General features: G+C 66.3%; 15 protein-coding genes and 4 tRNA genes. 12 read left to right on the plus strand and 7 right to left on the minus strand.

Going from position 1 to position 16483, the window contains the following annotated elements:
- Nucleotides 1-207 precede the first annotated feature (207 nt).
- Genes H1R19_RS05480 through H1R19_RS05490 form a run of 3 tightly spaced genes read left to right on the plus strand, consistent with a single transcriptional unit; the run spans nucleotide 208 to nucleotide 5134 of the window.
- Complete coding sequence (locus tag H1R19_RS05480) at nucleotides 208-1401, plus strand: NAD-dependent epimerase/dehydratase family protein (RefSeq protein WP_219850783.1); 1194 nt, start codon at nucleotides 208-210, stop codon at nucleotides 1399-1401.
- Nucleotides 1398-3272: a hypothetical protein gene (locus H1R19_RS05485; protein WP_219850784.1), complete on the plus strand. Its 1875-nt coding sequence runs from the start codon at nucleotides 1398-1400 to the stop codon at nucleotides 3270-3272. The genes H1R19_RS05480 and H1R19_RS05485 overlap by 4 nt, the downstream gene beginning before the upstream one ends.
- Nucleotides 3269-5134, plus strand: coding sequence for a glycosyltransferase family 2 protein (locus H1R19_RS05490; RefSeq protein WP_219850785.1), 1866 nt, complete (start codon nucleotides 3269-3271; stop codon nucleotides 5132-5134). The genes H1R19_RS05485 and H1R19_RS05490 overlap by 4 nt, the downstream gene beginning before the upstream one ends.
- Nucleotides 5135-5188: 54 nt before the next feature.
- Here the strand turns inward: H1R19_RS05490 and H1R19_RS05495 are convergent, their stop codons facing one another.
- From H1R19_RS05495 to H1R19_RS05520, 6 genes are all read right to left on the minus strand, one after another.
- Nucleotides 5189-6022 (minus strand): hypothetical protein, encoded by an 834-nt coding sequence (locus H1R19_RS05495; protein WP_219850786.1) that lies wholly within the window; start codon nucleotides 6020-6022, stop codon nucleotides 5189-5191.
- A 4-nt stretch (nucleotides 6023-6026) separates the two neighbouring features.
- Nucleotides 6027-6830 carry a hypothetical protein gene (locus H1R19_RS05500; RefSeq protein WP_219850787.1) on the minus strand — a complete coding sequence of 268 codons (804 nt, stop codon included), beginning with the start codon at nucleotides 6828-6830 and terminating at the stop codon, nucleotides 6027-6029.
- Nucleotides 6827-7552, minus strand: coding sequence for a hypothetical protein (locus H1R19_RS05505; RefSeq protein WP_219850788.1), 726 nt, complete (start codon nucleotides 7550-7552; stop codon nucleotides 6827-6829). The genes H1R19_RS05500 and H1R19_RS05505 overlap by 4 nt, the downstream gene beginning before the upstream one ends.
- A complete protein-coding gene (locus H1R19_RS05510) occupies nucleotides 7552-8340 on the minus strand; it encodes a hypothetical protein (RefSeq protein ID WP_219850789.1) in 789 nt (262 codons plus the stop codon). Before H1R19_RS05510 ends, H1R19_RS05505 begins: the two co-directional genes overlap by 1 nt.
- On the minus strand, nucleotides 8337-9098 hold the full coding sequence (locus H1R19_RS05515; RefSeq protein ID WP_219850790.1) for a hypothetical protein: 762 nt from the start codon (nucleotides 9096-9098) through the stop codon (nucleotides 8337-8339). The genes H1R19_RS05510 and H1R19_RS05515 overlap by 4 nt, the downstream gene beginning before the upstream one ends.
- 226 nt (nucleotides 9099-9324) lie before the next feature.
- A tRNA-Lys gene (locus tag H1R19_RS05520) sits at nucleotides 9325-9400 on the minus strand.
- Between the two features lie 182 nt (nucleotides 9401-9582).
- Here H1R19_RS05520 and H1R19_RS05525 point away from each other — a divergent pair.
- From H1R19_RS05525 to H1R19_RS05565, 9 genes are all read left to right on the plus strand, one after another.
- Nucleotides 9583-9655: transfer RNA gene (locus tag H1R19_RS05525), tRNA-Glu, on the plus strand.
- Nucleotides 9656-9702: 47 nt separating this feature from the next.
- Nucleotides 9703-9779: transfer RNA gene (locus H1R19_RS05530), tRNA-Asp, on the plus strand.
- 32 nt (nucleotides 9780-9811) lie between these two features.
- Nucleotides 9812-9888 (plus strand) — tRNA-Phe (locus tag H1R19_RS05535).
- 202 nt (nucleotides 9889-10090) lie between these two features.
- Nucleotides 10091-10312 (plus strand): hypothetical protein, encoded by a 222-nt coding sequence (locus tag H1R19_RS05540; protein ID WP_188331857.1) that lies wholly within the window; start codon nucleotides 10091-10093, stop codon nucleotides 10310-10312.
- A gap of 101 nt (nucleotides 10313-10413) precedes the next feature.
- Complete coding sequence (locus H1R19_RS05545) at nucleotides 10414-11460, plus strand: hypothetical protein (protein WP_219851530.1); 1047 nt, start codon at nucleotides 10414-10416, stop codon at nucleotides 11458-11460.
- The gene (locus tag H1R19_RS05550; RefSeq protein ID WP_219850791.1) at nucleotides 11457-12059 is read left to right on the plus strand and encodes an NUDIX hydrolase; all 603 of its coding nucleotides are present in this window, start codon (nucleotides 11457-11459) and stop codon (nucleotides 12057-12059) included. Before H1R19_RS05545 ends, H1R19_RS05550 begins: the two co-directional genes overlap by 4 nt.
- Nucleotides 12060-12243: 184 nt before the next feature.
- Complete coding sequence (locus H1R19_RS05555; RefSeq protein WP_219850792.1) at nucleotides 12244-12795, plus strand: YceI family protein; 552 nt, start codon at nucleotides 12244-12246, stop codon at nucleotides 12793-12795.
- A 236-nt stretch (nucleotides 12796-13031) separates the two neighbouring features.
- The gene (locus H1R19_RS05560; RefSeq protein ID WP_219850793.1) at nucleotides 13032-14756 is read left to right on the plus strand and encodes an adenylate/guanylate cyclase domain-containing protein; all 1725 of its coding nucleotides are present in this window, start codon (nucleotides 13032-13034) and stop codon (nucleotides 14754-14756) included.
- 106 nt (nucleotides 14757-14862) lie between these two features.
- Complete coding sequence (locus tag H1R19_RS05565) at nucleotides 14863-15753, plus strand: oxidoreductase (RefSeq protein WP_188331821.1); 891 nt, start codon at nucleotides 14863-14865, stop codon at nucleotides 15751-15753.
- A 48-nt stretch (nucleotides 15754-15801) separates the two neighbouring features.
- On the opposite strand, the gene H1R19_RS05570 is transcribed toward H1R19_RS05565, so the two are convergent.
- Complete coding sequence (locus H1R19_RS05570) at nucleotides 15802-16317, minus strand: hypothetical protein (RefSeq protein WP_188331820.1); 516 nt, start codon at nucleotides 16315-16317, stop codon at nucleotides 15802-15804.
- Between the last annotated feature and the right edge of the window lie 166 nt (nucleotides 16318-16483).

A 16483-nucleotide genomic window follows, 5' to 3' on the forward strand; every position in this document is an offset into this window, starting at 1 on the left:
TCGACCGGCCGCGGATATGTCTCAGATTTGCACCCTGTTCGCGTGTCTAAGTAGGGGCCGCACCGTGTTGGGCGTGACTTCGGGGCCGCCCTGGGTGCGAGGCACGCCGATTCCCGCCGTGAGGGGCGATGAACGAGAATTTGTCATCGTTTCAGTGTCTAATGACTCCCGAAGGGGTTGGGACGACATTTTGAAGGCGGTAGTCAAGTGAAGATTGTGGTTGTCGGTGGCGATGGGTTCTGCGGATGGCCGAGTGCTCTGCACCTCTCCAGTTCAGGACACGAGGTGGTGATCGTCGACAGCCTGGTCCGTCGACAGATCGACGACGAGCTCGGTGTCCAGTCGCTCACCCCGATCGCGGATATCGCTCAGCGACTGGACTGCTGGCGCGAGGTCACCGGGCAGTCCATCGACTTCATCCAGCTCGACGTGGCGCACGACTATGACGGGCTCCTCGCAGTCCTGCGTCACCATGATCCCGAAGCGATCGTGCACTTCGGCGAGCAACGGGCCGCCCCGTACTCCATGAAAGACAGTGCGCACAAGCGGTACACCGTCGACAACAACGTCAACGCGACCCACAACATCCTGGCCGCGATCGTCGAATGCGAGTCCGATGCGCATCTGGTGCACCTGGGCACCATGGGTGTGTACGGATACGACACCGCCCCGTTCAATCTTCCGGAGGGATATCTGACGGTCAGCTTTCCCGACCGCCACGGTGAACCCGTCGTCCGCGAGATCCTCTACCCGACACGCCCGGGCAGCGTCTACCACCTGACGAAGTCGATGGATCAGCTGCTCTTCCAGTTCTATGCGCGCAACGACGGCGTTCGCATCACCGATCTGCATCAGGGGATCGTGTGGGGCACCCAGACCGAGGAGACCAGACTCGACGACCGGCTGGTGAATCGATTCGACTACGACGGCGACTTCGGGACGGTGCTCAACCGCTTCCTGATGCAGGCAGCGATCGGTTATCCGTTGACGGTGCACGGCACCGGCGGCCAGACGCGTGCGTTCATCAATCTCCAGGACACGGTCCGATGTATCCGGCTAGCCGTGGAGTCCGTCGACCAGGTCCGAGACGGGCGGGTCCGCATCATGAACCAGATCGCCGAGACCCACCGCGTGCGTGACCTTGCGCAGCTGCTGCAGCGGTTGGTCGGTGCCGAGGTCGAGTACGTGGGCAACCCCCGCGCCGAGAGCGACGAGAACGACCTGGCCGCGGACAACGACCAGCTCGTCGCGCTGGGATTCGCACCGATCCTGCTGGAAGAGGGGCTGTTACAGGAGTCGGTGGAGGTCGCCACGAAGTACGCCGAGCGCTGCGACCTCTTTCGGATTCCGTCCGTGTCGTTCTGGAACCGTGATCGCCGGATCGCGGTCACCCGTTCATGACACACGAGGACCCCGAATCCACACGCGCCACGTGGCTGCCGCGTCGGGCACTGCTGTTCTTCGCGCTCGTCGCCGTACTGGTACTGGTGTTCGTGTGGCTGCGGCCGAACTGGTTCATCCCGGCGAGCGGCGGCGACGGTCCGACGGCCACCGCAGGAACCGACTTCGTGCAGACGCTGTCGACCGCGGGGTCGGGCGATGATGTGGTCCTCAGCGACGACAACACGACCTCGTCGTCGTTCACCTTCACCCGCCCGCAGGATGCGCGGGTGACGGACACCAGACTGATTCTCTCCGGTCGCTCACAGGCCGAGGTGTCCCGGCCGGTCTTTCTCAAGGTGTTCATCGACGGCGCCATGCGACACGTCGAGCGCCTCGGTGACGGCAAACGCGAGCTCGATATCGAGGTCGCGATTCCGCAGCGCGCCGTCGAGGACAATGCGATCGACGTCCAGGTGCGTCTGAGTGGGGCAAGCGGTGACGAGCAGTGTGTGCCCGACCGGGAACTGGGCGCGCTGGTGGTCCTCGACGCCCGCGGCACCCGCGTGACGGGGGATCTCGACTCGCCGCTGGAGAGTGTTCGGGACGTCGTGACCGGTCTCGGTCAGCGAGTGACGCTGAGAATCGTCCCACCAGAAGGAGACTCGTCCGGTGAGCTCGCCCGTGGATGGATCGAGACCGCCACCCGGGTCGGGGTCGCGTTGACCCGCGAGGGTTACGAGGTCCGGGTCGTCGACGCCTCCGGTGACGTGCGGGACGGCAACAGCACGATCCTGATCGGTCCGGTCACCGCGCTGGCGGGGCTGGGATGGGAGCCCACCGATGGCGCCACCGGGAGCATCCTGACCGGACGCCTCGGCGATCGCAGCGTACTCGCCGTGGTCGGGACGTCGGGCGACGTCACCGTGCCGTTCCGGGCCGGAGGTGCCGACGTCATCGCCGACGCGGCGTTCTCCACCCCGCGCACCCAGGAGACGGAACCGCGGCGTGGCTCGGTGATGTCGCTCGCTGAGCTGGGACTCGACACCTCGGCGGTCCAGGTGACGCGGTCGCGCGCGTGGCGGGTGGCGTACTCGTTGGCCGACCTGCCCGGCGGGCGGGCACCGCAATCGGCACGCCTGGGTTTCCAGGTGCCGCCGGCACCGCCCGGCTCCCGCTGGCTGACCCAGATCCAACTCAACGGACAGCTCGTGGCGTCTCGGGTCCTGACGGCCCCGGGCACCACCGACTGGGTGGACGCGCCGCTGCCCGCCGCCGCGACACAGGTGCGCAATCAGCTGACCATCACGGTGTCGCGGGACCGGGACATCGCGGGATGTCAGGTCCGCGAGGCGCCGTACTCCGTTGCACTGTCGCCCGATTCGGCACTGGTGGGCCGCGCGGAGGGCGCGGGATTCACCGCTCTCCCGGCGGCATTCGCGTCGGGTTTCGAGACAGCCCTGCCGGCGGTGGCGGCGCGTAACCCGGCGCAGACCGTGTCGGCGCTGGTTCCTGCGCTGGCGGAATTCTCCGGGCTCTACGGATCGCTCGAGTTCGTGTGGGAGCGTACGCCGGACGGGCGGCCGTTCGTGCTCCTGGGGGCGATGCCGATCGCCGGTATCGCGGCGCCGGTGGCACTTTCGGGTGATCGCCTGGAGGCGGCCGGCGTCGACGTCACGTCGATGAGCAACGGACTGGTCCTGCAGACGGCTGCGACGCAAAGCGGTGCAACGGGTTTGTTGATCACCCCGGTGGGGGATCCCGCAGATGTGTTGCTCCCGCCACTGGGACGTGAGGCGGCGCTGATCGTCCCCACCGGTGGCCGGGCACTGGTGGTCGACGAGGCCGGGCGTGTGGTTCCGCACCCGCCCGAGCGAACACCACCGCCGTGACCGCTGAACCGGCCCGCATCCCGGAGGTCGAGGCGGCCAAGGAACATTTCCGGTCGGTCGACAGCACGCCGGTACGCTACGCCCGGCCGGAACCGGCCGCGCGGGTCAACGGTTTCCTGCTGGCCTTCGCGGGGTGCTCGTTGATCGTGCAGCTCACGTTCACCGTGCTCGCCAACACGAGAGTGGGCAACGGGAACAGGGATCTGGTCTTCTTCACCGGCGACGGGCTCTACTCGCTGATGCCGGTCCGGTTGTTCCTGCTCACGTTCTTCATCGTCTTCGCGTTCTGGATCCACTCGAACCTGTGGCGTCGCCTGCTGATCGCCGTCGAACTCGTCGCAGGTGTGCTGATCAGTTCCCTGCTCATCGATTTCGCCGCGCTGATGGTGGGCAGGTTCACCTCGGTCACCATCGAGGTGTTCGCCCAGCAGGTCCTGACGGCGCTGCTGGCATTGGTGCTGTTCCCGATCGTGTTGTGCACCAATGCGGTTCTGCCGCCGGCTGGTCCGCTCCCGAAAGCCGCTCGGCAGAAACGAATTCGTTGGCACAGCTGGGTGCGGCTGGTGATACCGCTCGGGGTCGCCTTCGCCGTGGCGACGTGGGTGGAAGTGCACTGGGTGGACCAGATCGGCTGGATGCGTTCGGCGGCGTTGCTCGGCGGCGTCGGGCCGGGAGTGTTCCTGGCGCAGCAGGCGTTCATCATCCAGGTGGCGCTCATCGGCCTGGTGCTGGTCACCCGCTCCCGCCGGCGCGGCATGGATTTCGCTCCCGATCTCGCGATCCTGGTGCCCGCCCACAACGAGGCACACTCGATCGCCGACACCATCGCCGCCGCGGGGGAGGCTGCGCGCCGGTACGCCGGGAAGGTGCGCATCTACGTGGTCGACAACCTGTCGACCGACGACACGATCGCCGTGGCGCGCGCGGCCATCGCCGCCAATACCGACCTCGTCGGCGAGGTCCTCGAATGCCGCGAGCCGGGCAAGGCGATCGCCCTCAACAGCGGAATCGCGCAGATCACCGAGGACTTCCTCGTCCGGATCGACGCGGACACGATCATCGGCCCGAGCTGTCTGGCCGTCTCCATGCGGCACCTCGCCGATCCCGACGTCGGAGCCGTCGGTGGACTACCGCTGCCGACCGAGCGCCGGACCTACATCGATCGGGTGCGCCTCATCGAGGTGTTGCTGCGTCACGCGTTCTATCAGGTCGGGCTCAACGGCTTCGACGGCGTCATGGGTGTGCCGGGCATGCTGACGGTCTATCGCCGTGCTGCGCTGGACGCCGCGGGTCCGATCGTGCAGGGCATGAACGGTGAGGACACCGACATCTGTCTGCGCATCAGCGCGGCGGGGTACCGCGTGATCGCCGACCCGGCGGTCGTCTACTGGAGCGAGACCCCGCAGAGCTGGGCCCACCTGCGCGAGCAACGCACGCGCTGGTTCCGCAGCATCTACCACGTCGCCGGTCACAACCGGAAGATGCTGCTCAACACCCATTCGATGGCCGGCGCGGTCACCCTTCCGTTCCAGCTCGCCAGTGCCGCGCGACGTGCGATGTTCGCGCCGCTGCTCGTGGCCGCCACGATCGCGCTCCTCGTCTTCGGCCCGACATTCCCGGGTCTGCGCTGGGTGCCGGTCATCGCCACGATTCTCGGTCTGCCGTTACTGGTCGCGATCCTGGTGTGCATGCTGGCGAGACAATGGCGCGCCCTGCTCTACATCCCGGAGTACCTGACATTCCGGATCATCCGGAGTTGGTTCACGCTCGGCGCCGCGATGACACTCGTGTTCCCGCCGCTGGAACCGCGGTTTCGGTGGGGGCGGGCTGAAAGTGTGTCGGCGGGGGAGAAAAGGCCGTAGTGCCCCACCAGGGTCGAACCTGGGACCTGCGGATCAAAAGACAGAATCCGCCCACTACCGCCGTGACCCGCGCCGCGACGACGCCGATTGTGGCTGTTCAAGCCGATGCAGCGTAATGGTTCTGGCGGCCGCGCGAGCGACGTAGTCCTCGATCGGTTCGAGACGGGACGGCACGATGGCGGGGGCGCGGCTTTTGTCTCCCAGGATGTCATCGTCGGTGCGGCGGTTTTCGGCGCCCGTCCATCGGAAGTAGACCAACCCGTCGCTGCGATCGACGACGATCGTGCCGGTGATGCCGGACGTGTTGCTGTTGTGGAGCGAGGAGACCGAACAGATCGACTGAGCGATGTAGTACGCGGTGAACTCGAGCGAATCGCTGCGATCCGACCAGAAGACGGCCTTGCTGCGGAGGCGTTTCTCGGCGTTCCGGGGCGGCTTGATCTCGCGGGAGAACGGGCGCTCGATCCGGCCGACGTCGTTCATCCCGCCGTCGCCGTGCACGCCCGGCCGGCGGAACTCGATCACCTCGGTCCAGAAGAAGTCGCCGTCGGAGTTGATCGAGTTGATCAAGCGGTGAAACGGGCCGTACTGCTCGTTCGTGAACCCGGCATCGATCCTGCCGCCGATCCAGATGAGTTGTTCATGCGTGGTGCGCAGAAAACTCTTGCTGCTCAGCTTGCTCTTCTTGGGTGTGATGCCTTCCGACAACAGCCTCGCGTACACCACCTGCAGAGGCGCGCGGATGGCCTCGATGAAGTGGAGGGTGAGTTCGCGTCGCTCCTCCCAGTCCGCGGCCGCCGAGCGTTCTACCGCCGCCGCCTGCTGGTCCCGCTCCGTCCGGAAGCGGTCGGCGGCGCCGCCGGCAACGTCGTCGAATCCGAAAGTCATTGCCCTACCTCCGATATCGTGACCGGCGGACGTCATCGATCGCCAACTCGCAGGCGATGATCCGGGCCACGTAGTCGTCGGTCGACTCGATCCAGGTGTGCGGAGCGATCTGCGTACCCACTTGCGGGACCTCCTCGAAGTGGACGCCCGGGACGCTCACGAGGACGCCGCGAAGACGGTCGTAGCTCCACGCGATGTACGTCTGACCGGTGTCGGTGTCGAGGAAGAGGTTTGCCGCGTCGGTGGATGTACAGGGAAGGTCGCGCCCCCTGGACCGGACGGCGGCGAGCGAGTCCGCCGTAGACCCGTACGCCCAGTCGGTGATCGTCAGCTCCCGCAACTCCGACTCGTCGTACCACCGGAACATGCCCGACGCGTCCGGTTTCGCGGTCGGCGGCGGCATCAGGGGAGTGTCGACACTTCCGTTTCTGCGCAGCTCCTCGGCTCGTCCCTGCCAGTAGGTGAGTTCGATCGTCGACGACAGCAGACCGAACCGGTGGAGGTACTGGTGTCGGCGGGTGAAGGGGCCGAATGTGAACGGCTGCACGGTGCCAGGCACTCCGGTGGTGTCACGCAGCGCGAGGACGTTGCGGCGATCACCGATCCGCCCGATCTTCTCGGCAGACAGCTGAGAGTATGCCTGCCGCCCCAGCGGCTCCACCTGCTGGACGAATGCCCGCGCCGTGACCGTGGCCTCGTCACTCGCTCGACGAAGGGCCTTCGCCTTGGCATTCGTGCCCTGAGCGACCTCGGTGAGGAACCCGTCGATCTTGCGGTTGATCGCCATCGCCAGGCGCTCGTCGATCACCGTTTCGCCCTTTCGGCCGCAATGACCTCGCGGGCGAGAATACGCCCGTAGTACGAGGGCAGAGATTCGAAATGGTAGTCCGACGAACCGATCTGGCGGCCGACGCGGAACTCATCGGACCGGCGGAAGTTCCAGACGTACCCGGTCCGGCCGATGTCGGTGGCCACGACGACGTTGGCCAAGTTCACGAACCGGCTGACTTCGCCGTCGCCGGCTGTGTGGCGGGCGACCAGATCGGGGAGTCCGATGTTGAGCGGCGGGATCGAGGGCCGGGCGAATTCGATGATGGCGTCGGGGTCGTACCACGAGGCTCTGTAGTTGCTCGTGATCGCCTTCTTCGGAACCACCAGCCGTGGGTTCCGGTCCCACCGGCGATTGCGGTCCAGAGAAGCAACCTCCACGATCACTTTCCGGTGTGCGCAGATGAACCCGTTGGGGTGCACCAGCATCTCGCTACTCGTGTGCTCCAACGGGCCCAACCTGGGGTTGTCGGTCATCTCACCCCACTTCCAGGCAGTCGAATTCCGGTTGAGTGGTAGAACGGCCTGGGCAAGCCGACGACCTTTGAGGTTCGGGTCGGTCGGGTACGCCAGGTTGAGGTCGAAGAGGTGCTTGCGCAGGTGAAGACCGATGGCGCAGATCTCGGCGACGTACGACGCGTAGGCGGCGTCGGTCCACGTCAGGTGCTGCGGCGTCCCGGCCTTCGGGCCGAACGTGCTCATCAGCGACTCCCTCTGCCGGACAACACGATCTTGCGGGCAACGAGCCGTTGCACATAGGCCTCGAGCGATTCGATGTGGCGCCCTTGGAAAGGAATCCCCGGCCGGATCGGCTCCATACGCTCGTTCCCGACCCCGGGGACCACGTCGAGTTTGGGCATGTCGTAGTCGGTCCAGAGGACGTGGACGTCGCCGGTCGACTCGTCGACCAGAATCTTCTTTGCCAAGTGACGTTCGGTGGCCTGGCCCAGGCTGGGGACAGTGCAGGCTTGGAAGGCGATCTCGCGAGCCTGGACTTCGACGGCATCCTCCAGCCGGTACCAGCGCATCCCACCGCGAACATTGGGGTCGCTCTGCGCGTACTTGGGTGGAACAAGACTGTTGAAGACCGGGACGACGTCCTTGTCCTCCTGCTTCATGGTGCGCACATCGGGAGTGATGAAGAATCGGCCGCTCGAGGTGATGTACATCCCGATCTGGAGGAACGGGCCGAACATCTTGGCCTGCTGTCCCCATGACTTCGTGTCGTCGATGGTGCTGATCACCGGTTCGGTGGCCGTGTTGAACATCCCTTTGTTTCCGGTGGGAAGGCGACGGGCCGGGAAACCCTCTGACTGCAAGCGGGCGAACGCCGCGGCGAACAACGGCGTGGCCACTGTCACCACATGTCTGGCAGCCTCGGCGCCCAACGTGCGGCTCTCTCTCACGCGGGTGGAGTGCTCGGCGGCGGCACCGCGGAGACGGGCAACCCCGGCGTGAAAGGCGTCGTCGAACTCTCGCGTGATACTCACGGGCCGACCCGCCGTTCCTGCAACACAACCTCGTGCGCGACAAGGCGCGTCAGATACGCGTGCAGGGTTTCCACGCGGAGATCGTCGGCAAGGTAGTCGCCGATGGCCCCTTTCGACGCCCCGCCGTCCAGGAACTGCCACGCCACATACGTTGTGTCGGAATCGAAATCGACGTGAACGAACCCATCGTTGTCGGTGGCGGGGCGTCGCTCGGGGGCGAGGATGTCGCTGAGCGGGCCGCCGGACAGTGCGCGGTAGGTCCGCGTGAACTCGTGTCGCAGACCCGCCTCGTCATACCAGGTGAACAGGCCGTCGCTGGACGGCTGCACACCACGTGGGGGCTGGGGCGGCGGTTCTCCGATACCCCCGCCGCGCCGGTACCTCTCTGCTTCGCCGGAGCGGTAACGCAGGCAATCGCGGTGGATCAGCAACCCGCTGGCATGGAGGAATCTGAGATCGGTCAGAAAGAACGTTCCGCGGGCCCACGCGCCGGGATCCTTGACCGTGCCCGACGGTGACAGTCTGATGTAGCGGGCCCGAGGGTCGTGCCCGCTCGGGTCGCCCGAGCGCACCGGCAATCCCCGCCGAGCCAGCACCGAGAAGGCCTCGGCTCCCATCGGCACGACGTGCCGGAAATACTCGGTCGCCACGGCCGCAGATGTCCTGCGCCGGCTACCGATCGCATCGGCCTGCTGCGCGCGATGCTGCGACGCCGCCCGGAGCATCGCGTCGACGCCTGCATTGAAATCGGCGCTCATGCGGGTCTCGCTACGCTCGAGGAGAAGACGGTCATGAGGTCCCGCTGAACAGTTGCGCCACGCCGAATTCCCCCGCCCGTGCGAAGTCCGGCAGATCAGCCGGACAGCGGAACTATAGTGCGCAAACCGGTCATGCGGGGGTGGTTCACGGAGCAGGTTCGCCTTGACGGCGCGGTGCTCGTGGCGGGGAAGAGGCGGGCGGCTCTGTGATCACGAGCCGCCGTGCTGGTGCCCCCACCAGGGCTCGAACCTGGGACCTGCGGATTAAAAGTCCGTAGCTCTACCAACTGAGCTATAGGGGCAGGACCCCGGCGAGCCGGGGCGTCGATGAGTTTACAGCCTGCTGCGGCGGTCCGAACGGGGCCCTCCAGGCGTGTCGCCTGCTGGTACCCAAAACGGGCGTTTTATACCCCTGACCACGCGATTTGTGGTTTGCTCGAGACCTGTCATAAGCTATGCGAGCTCCCAACGGAGAACACGACCGGCCCCCTTCGTCTAGCGGCCTAGGACGCCGCCCTTTCAAGGCGGTAGCGCGGGTTCGAATCCCGTAGGGGGTACGCCTGTGCGGAACTCGGCAACGAGGACCGTGCAGATAATTTAACAAGGCCCTGTGGCGCAGTTGGTTAGCGCGCCGCCCTGTCACGGCGGAGGTCGCGGGTTCGAGTCCCGTCAGGGTCGCCAAAAGGTTTCGGTTCATTGAACCGGCACCTTCCGGCCAGGTAGCTCAGTTGGTACGAGCGTCCGCCTGAAAAGCGGAAGGTCGTCGGTTCGATCCCGACTCTGGCCACCACAACAAATCCCCAGCAGCTTTCGCTGTTGGGGATTTTTTGTGCCCAAAGCATCTTGCCGCATGTGAACCGTCTCACTGGCCGGCTGTCCAACTGGCAACTGCGACATCAGAATCACCCGAACAGACGACCGTCGGGTAGCTGCGCCATCCATGTCGACCGTCAAAGATCGATCTGTACACAACACAACGTCCGGGGGGACCGATGCGACACACTTCCAGCAATTCTGATCCGACGACGACACCCAGGGGAGCCGAGCCGCGACACTCGGCAGCCGAGTTCGACGTCGAAGCACCGACGTACCGGTATGAATACAAGGACCCGTACGCACCCATGTCCACCGGCAAACAGGTGCTGTTGGGCTGCGCCATCTCCCTGGTGCTGATCGCCTTCGCAGTTGCAGCGTTCCTCCTCGGGCAGCCGTAGCCGGGGGCGTTTCGGGGCTTTTGTGTCCGATTCTGCGTCGATGACGCCTGCGTGGCCGGAAACCGGACATAATCCCTCGCATGAGAACTCGCACCACCTCGGTGGTCGTTCGGAGTGTGTACGGCACCGCGGCGGTCGAGTGGTTCCTGATCATCGCGATCGCCACGATCCTCATCACCCGGCTCTATCTTCAGCTGACGGGGTACCCGCAGATCGGCAGCGGCACCCTGCACATCGCGCATGCGCTGTGGGGCGGCGCGGCGATGATGCTGGCGCTGGTCACCGGATGGCTCTTCCTCGGGGCGACGGCACGGGTGGTCGCGATTGTGCTGGGCGGCATCGGGTTCGGGTTGTTCCTCGACGAGGTCGGCAAGTTCGTCACCCGCGACAACGACTATTTCTACGGCCCGTCGGCCGAGATCATGTACGTGCTCGTCGTCCTGGTGCTGCTGATCAGCCGGATCGTCCGAGATGTCAAGCGCCCGACCGGCGTCGAAGCTCTCGCCAACGCCGCGGTGATCGCCGCCGACGGTGTGGCGCACGGCCTGCCGGAGCGTCGTCGACGCCAGGCCGAGGAGTTCCTCGAACTCGCCGGCGTCAAAGGGCTCGACGCGGAGACGATCGGCCACGTCCGGGCCCTCCTCGAATCGAGTGAGGGCACACCCGACCGCCTGATGAGGCTGCGCGACCGGGCGGTCGCGCTGATCCCGGGCTTCTTCCGCAGCCCGCGCTGGGTCTCGATCGTCGGCTGGGGACTGGTCGTGGCGTCGGTGGGCACGGTCGTCGTCGGGGCGCTCAGCTTCTACTTCACCGCCGAGCGCAGCGACGAACTCGACATCTACATCGAACTGTCCAGCAACCACACCGCGACGTGGATTCTGTTCCTCAGCGGCATCGTCACCGTCGCGCTGGCGTTTCCGGCGATGGTCGCCCGGCACCGCGGCATCGCCGACGTGGGGCCCCTGCGGGGCCTGCGCATCGCCGCGCTGGTGTTCATGCTGTCCAACGCGCTCGTCGACTTCGCCATCGAGGGCTTCGGTGCGATCGTCAACCTCGCGATCGGACTTTTCGCCCTCAGCGTCGTGAGCTACCACCTCGGACGGGCGGTCACGGTGTCGGACGGAACGCGTGATCAACTGAGGGTGTGACTCACCTGGAACGGGAAGTGGCGGCGGCACGTGTCGACAAGTTTGAGCGCCGAACGGTCGACGTCCCCGGTGCCCGGGCCGCGTCGGTGGTGCTGACCGTCGCGGAGAAGGACGGCCGGCAGGGGATCTGGCTGTGCAAACGTCCCTCGACGATGCGTCGTCATGCCGCGCAGTTCGCGCTGCCGGGTGGGCGACTCGACCCGGGTGAGGACTACATCACCGCAGGTCTACGCGAACTCGACGAGGAACTCGGCGTGCAGTTGCCGGAGAGCTCTGTCCTCGGTGCGCTCGACGACTATCCGACGCGCTCGGGTTTCGTCATCACCCCGATCGTGTGCTGGGCCGAGGAGTACCAGGAGCCGACCCCCAACCCTGACGAGGTGGCGCTGCTGTTCTTCGTGACCTTCGAGGAGCTGATGGTGGAACCCCGGTTCCTGACCATCCCGCAATCGGACAAGCCGGTGATCCAGCTGCCGATCGTCGGCTCGCTGGTGCATGCGCCGACCGCCGCGGTGATCTACCAGTTCGCCGAGGTGGTCCTGCAGGACCGCGCCACCCGCGTCGACGGGTTCGAGCAGCCGGTCTTCGCCTGGAAGTAGATCGCGCTCGTCGGCTAGGGGCCTCACCTGCGAAAATGTCAGCTGTGTCGCGTATCACACCCAATTTCGGCGACTGCGGGGATGAAATCGGACCGGGGTCCGGTTAGCTTCTGGTGATGGGTCACGACGGCCCGCGAGCTCACCCGAGACCCACTCTCCGACATTCTTTGGAAGGACGCACAACATGACTGCTGCAACCACCGTCAAGGCCCCGATCCCCGCCGGCACCTGGACCATCGACACCGTGCACTCGACCGTCGGCTTCTCCGTGAAGCACCTGATGGTCAGCAAGGCGCGCGGCACCTTCGACAACTTCTCCGGCACCATCACCGTCGATGAGAACGGCACCCCGGCCGTGCAGGCCGAGATCGACGTGACCTCGATCAACACCAAGAACCAGCAGCGCGACGGCCACATCAAGTCCGCGGACTTCTTCGACGCCGAGAAGTACCCGACGGCCACCTTCGTCTCCACCGGTGTCCGCGCCGACGGCGACGACTACAAGCTCGACGGTGACTTCACCCTCAAGGGCGTCACCAAGCCGGTCACCCTCGACCTCGAGTTCGAGGGCACCAACCCGGGCATGGGCCAGGGCACGGTCGCCGGCTTCGAGGCCAAGACCGTCATCAGCCGCAAGGAATTCGGCATCGACATCGACATGCCGCTCGAGGGTGGCGGCGTCGTCCTCGGCGACAAGATCACCATCACACTCGAGATCGAGGCTCTCCAGGCCTGATTCACCTCAGACCCCGGCCCTGACTCGCCACCCCCGGAGTCATGGTCGGCCGATGGACCGGCACCAGCGCCCACCCGGCGCAGGTGCCGGTCCATTGTCGTGTCCGGGGAGGCGGTGGGGGGCGACTCGACCAGCGGTGAGGGCGTGCGCTGTTCGCTGAACGGTTCGTTGGACTCACTTGGGGGAACAGGCTCTTCGGTACGCTTCCAAAGAACGCCGGTAGGCAGGAGATGCTGATGGGACCACGCCGCACCAGCCGTGGTGTGCCGTGGACGCGACTGCGTCGGCGCACCGCGGGTTTGTTGTGGGGCATCTCGTCGGTTCCGAGCCCGCGCGGGTGGGCCCGCATCGGGCCGGAGGTGCGCAGCCGGATCGCTCGGCACGCCGCCATCACCGCGATGACGGCGGTCGTCGTCAGTAACGCCCTGATCGGCGTCGAGACCTTCCTGCTCGTCCAACTCGCGTTCAACGGTGGGCAACTCACCTTCGCCGAGACGCTCGGCGCACCGAACTTCCCGGTCGTCGTCGGGGCCATCGTGGTCGGAATCCTCACCAACGTGATCCTCGGGCTCATCGCCGTGCGACCACAGTTGCGCTGGTTCATCAGCTGCCGGCCCGCCGACCACGCTCGTCGGCGTGCTGTTCAGCGCATCCCGCTCGTGCAGCTCTTCGTCACGGTCATCGCCTGGTACGCGGCAGTGTTGTTCTACGTGCTGATCGCCTCGGAACTGACGCTGTCGACCGTCGTCGGGGTGGGAGTGGCGTTCACGCTCGCCGGGTTGTCGAGTGCCTGTCTGACCTACCTTTTCGCCGAGCGGGCCGCGCGACCGCTGTCCGTCGTCGTGCTGGAGGATTTCCCCACCAATCACGTCATGAACGGTGTGCGCGTCCGGATGCTCGCGGTGTGGGCGGTGAGTTCGGCGGTGCCGATGGTGGGTCTGTTGATCGTCAACGCAGGCCGGTGGACCGGCATGCTCCCCGACGTGCACGGCGCGGTCGACTGGACGACGGTGGTGTTGACCATCGTCGGACTGGTCTCCGGCGCGCGAGTCATCGCCCTTGTCGGACAAGCCATCACCGACCCACTGACCGAGATGCGGCGCGCGGTGCACCGCGTCGACAGCGGCGACTACAACGCCCGCGTGCCCGTCTACGACTCGTCGGAACTCGGTGTGCTGCAACACGGTTTCAACCAGATGGTCGAGGGCCTTGCCGAACGCGACCGGATGCGCGAGATCTTCGCCCGGCACGTCGGTGACACCGTCGCCGAGCTCGCGATCTCCGACGGCGTCGGCATGCACGGCACCAACGCCCACGTCGGGGTGCTGTTCGTCGACATCGTCGGCTCGACGCGGCTCGCCCAACAGCAGAGTCCCGACGACACCGCGGCCCTGCTCAACGCGTTCTTCAGCATCGTGGCCGACGTCGTCGACCAGCATGCCGGCTTCGTCAACAAATTCGAGGGCGATGCCGCGCTCGCGGTCTTCGGTGCGCCCGTGGAGATCGATGACCCCGCCGGAGCCGTGCTGGCCGCCGCCCGGGATCTCGCCGACCGTCTGGCGCAGAGCCTCGACATCCGATGGGGGATCGGGGTGTCCTACGGAGAGGCGTTCGCCGGCAACATCGGTGCCGAGCGTCGCTACGAGTACACCGTCATCGGCGACCCGGTCAACGAGTGCGCCCGCTTGTCCGACATGGCCAAGACCGGCCGCATCCCCGCGCTGGCGAGCGGGGCGGCCATCGAGGCGGCCATCGAGGCCGCCGGCGACGAAGCCGAGCACTGGGAACTGCTCGGCAGCCGCATCATGCGCGGCCGGTCGGAACCCACCGACTTCTACGCGCCCTCCGAACTGGTCCAGCGGTTGGGGTCGTCGAGCAATCTGTTCGCCGACCTGCTGCGTCCGGCTCGACGCATCGTCGGCGTCAACCCGCTGCGGCTGTCGACCTTCTTCGGGGGATGACACCTCCGGGCGTGATCGAAGCGTTGACGTGCTCCGGGCACGTCAATAGCGTGGGCCGAACGACCCGGCGTCGACGCCGGGCGACACAACATCCAAGGGGGACACGATGAGTGGCTGGACTACAGCAGACATCCCGGACCAGACGGGCCGCACGTTCGTGGTGACGGGCGCCAACAGCGGCCTGGGCGCGGAGACGGCCAAGGCGCTCGTCGGCGCCGGTGCCGACGTGGTACTCGCATGCCGCAACACCGCGAAGGCCGACGCCGTGGCGTCGAAGCTGGGGCCCAAGGCGACGGTGGCGCAACTCGACCTCGCCGACCTCGAATCGGTGCGGACCTTCGCGGCCGGGCTGACCGGGGCCGACGTGCTGGTCAACAATGCGGGGCTCATGGCCGTGCCGCTTCGACGCACCACCGACGGCTTCGAGATGCAGATCGGCACCAACCATCTCGGACATTTCGCGCTCACCGCGCTGCTGCTGCCCAAGATCTCCGACCGCGTGGTGACCGTGTCGTCGGGCGTCCACCAGATCGGACGGATCCAGCTCGACGACCTCAACTGGCAACAACGCCGGTACCGACGCTGGCAGGCCTACGGCGACTCCAAGATGGCCAACCTCATGTTCGGCAAGGAATTGGCTGCGCGGCTGACCGAGACCGGATCGTCGAAGAAGTCGTTGATCGCCCATCCGGGTTATGCCGCAACGGAATTGCAGGGGCGTAGCGAGAACTTCACCGACTTCGTGGCGAAGCTGGGCAACAAGCTGCCGATCGCGCAGTCCGCGGCCGGCGGTGCACTCCCGCAGATCTACGCCGCGACGATGCCGGATGTGGAGTCGGGAACGTACTTCGGGCCCACGGAGTTCTTCGGACTGCGCGGCGCCCCCGGACGCAACAGCTACCGGAAGTCGGCCGACGACACCGCATTCCGCGCAGCGCTCTGGGCCGAATCCGAACGCCTCACCGCGGAGAAGTTCGACGTCACGACCGCAGGCTGAATCGGCGTGCTCACCGGCTGACCCGTCCCGGTGGGGCGGGTCAGTCCGTCACTGGACGCTGAAGTTGATGCTGTTCGACGCGCCGGAGATGGTGTCGGTGACGCGGATGGTGAAATCGCCGCCGCCCTTGAAGAAGTAGGACTTCACCGCGGTGCAGTCCCGGGTCTTGAACAGCGACGCCGCCTTGGGCACCTTGGGTCCGGACAGGCGGACCTCCATACGGCATTCGTTGCCGTCGACGATGGGGCCGGAGTTGATGATCGAGTTCCAGCGCACCCCGAGACGCGAGTTCTTCGGGTAGGTGCCGGGCGTGATGGCCGCGGTCTTGTTGGGCGTGTAGACCCAGACGTTGATGGACTTCACGCCGTTCGGTGCACCCGGCCGGCCGAGCTTGCCGTAGTGGGTCACCTTGTCGCCGGACGATCCCAGAGCGGCGCTGCCGGAGTCGAGACTTCCGCTGGCGCTGCCGAACAGGTCCCCCAGCGGGTCGGCGGTGGCCGGGGCCACGGGCAGAGCCAGGGCGGTGGCGGCGAGCAGGGTGGCGGCGATACGGGTGCGCTTCATCAAACTCTCTCGGTCATCGCGGTCTTATAACGAATTGATTAAAGCATGGAGACGGGGTGGTGCCGAGGGTCACCTCACCACAGTCGGGTACGCGTCGCAACGCGTGTGATGTGGCCTAGGTCACGGGAGCGCGTCGACGACGCATCGCGACCTGCGTCGACGAGCC

Source organism: Gordonia jinghuaiqii (assembly GCF_014041935.1).
In the GTDB taxonomy this organism is placed as follows: Bacteria; Actinomycetota; Actinomycetes; order Mycobacteriales; family Mycobacteriaceae; genus Gordonia; species Gordonia jinghuaiqii.

What these genes read in the sequence shown, in the direction of transcription:
- H1R19_RS05540 (WP_188331857.1), top strand. Translation starts at nt 10,091, where the DNA reads ATGCGACACACTTCCAGCAATTCTGATCCGACGACGACACCCAGGGGA.
- H1R19_RS05565 (WP_188331821.1), top strand. Translation starts at nt 14,863, where the DNA reads ATGAGTGGCTGGACTACAGCAGACATCCCGGACCAGACGGGCCGCACG.
- H1R19_RS05570 (WP_188331820.1), bottom strand. Translation starts at nt 16,317, where the DNA reads ATGAAGCGCACCCGTATCGCCGCCACCCTGCTCGCCGCCACCGCCCTG.
- H1R19_RS05560 (WP_219850793.1), top strand. Translation starts at nt 13,032, where the DNA reads ATGGGACCACGCCGCACCAGCCGTGGTGTGCCGTGGACGCGACTGCGT.
- H1R19_RS05515 (WP_219850790.1), bottom strand. Translation starts at nt 9,098, where the DNA reads ATGAGCGCCGATTTCAATGCAGGCGTCGACGCGATGCTCCGGGCGGCG.
- H1R19_RS05505 (WP_219850788.1), bottom strand. Translation starts at nt 7,552, where the DNA reads ATGAGCACGTTCGGCCCGAAGGCCGGGACGCCGCAGCACCTGACGTGG.
- H1R19_RS05555 (WP_219850792.1), top strand. Translation starts at nt 12,244, where the DNA reads ATGACTGCTGCAACCACCGTCAAGGCCCCGATCCCCGCCGGCACCTGG.
- H1R19_RS05495 (WP_219850786.1), bottom strand. Translation starts at nt 6,022, where the DNA reads ATGACTTTCGGATTCGACGACGTTGCCGGCGGCGCCGCCGACCGCTTC.
- H1R19_RS05485 (WP_219850784.1), top strand. Translation starts at nt 1,398, where the DNA reads ATGACACACGAGGACCCCGAATCCACACGCGCCACGTGGCTGCCGCGT.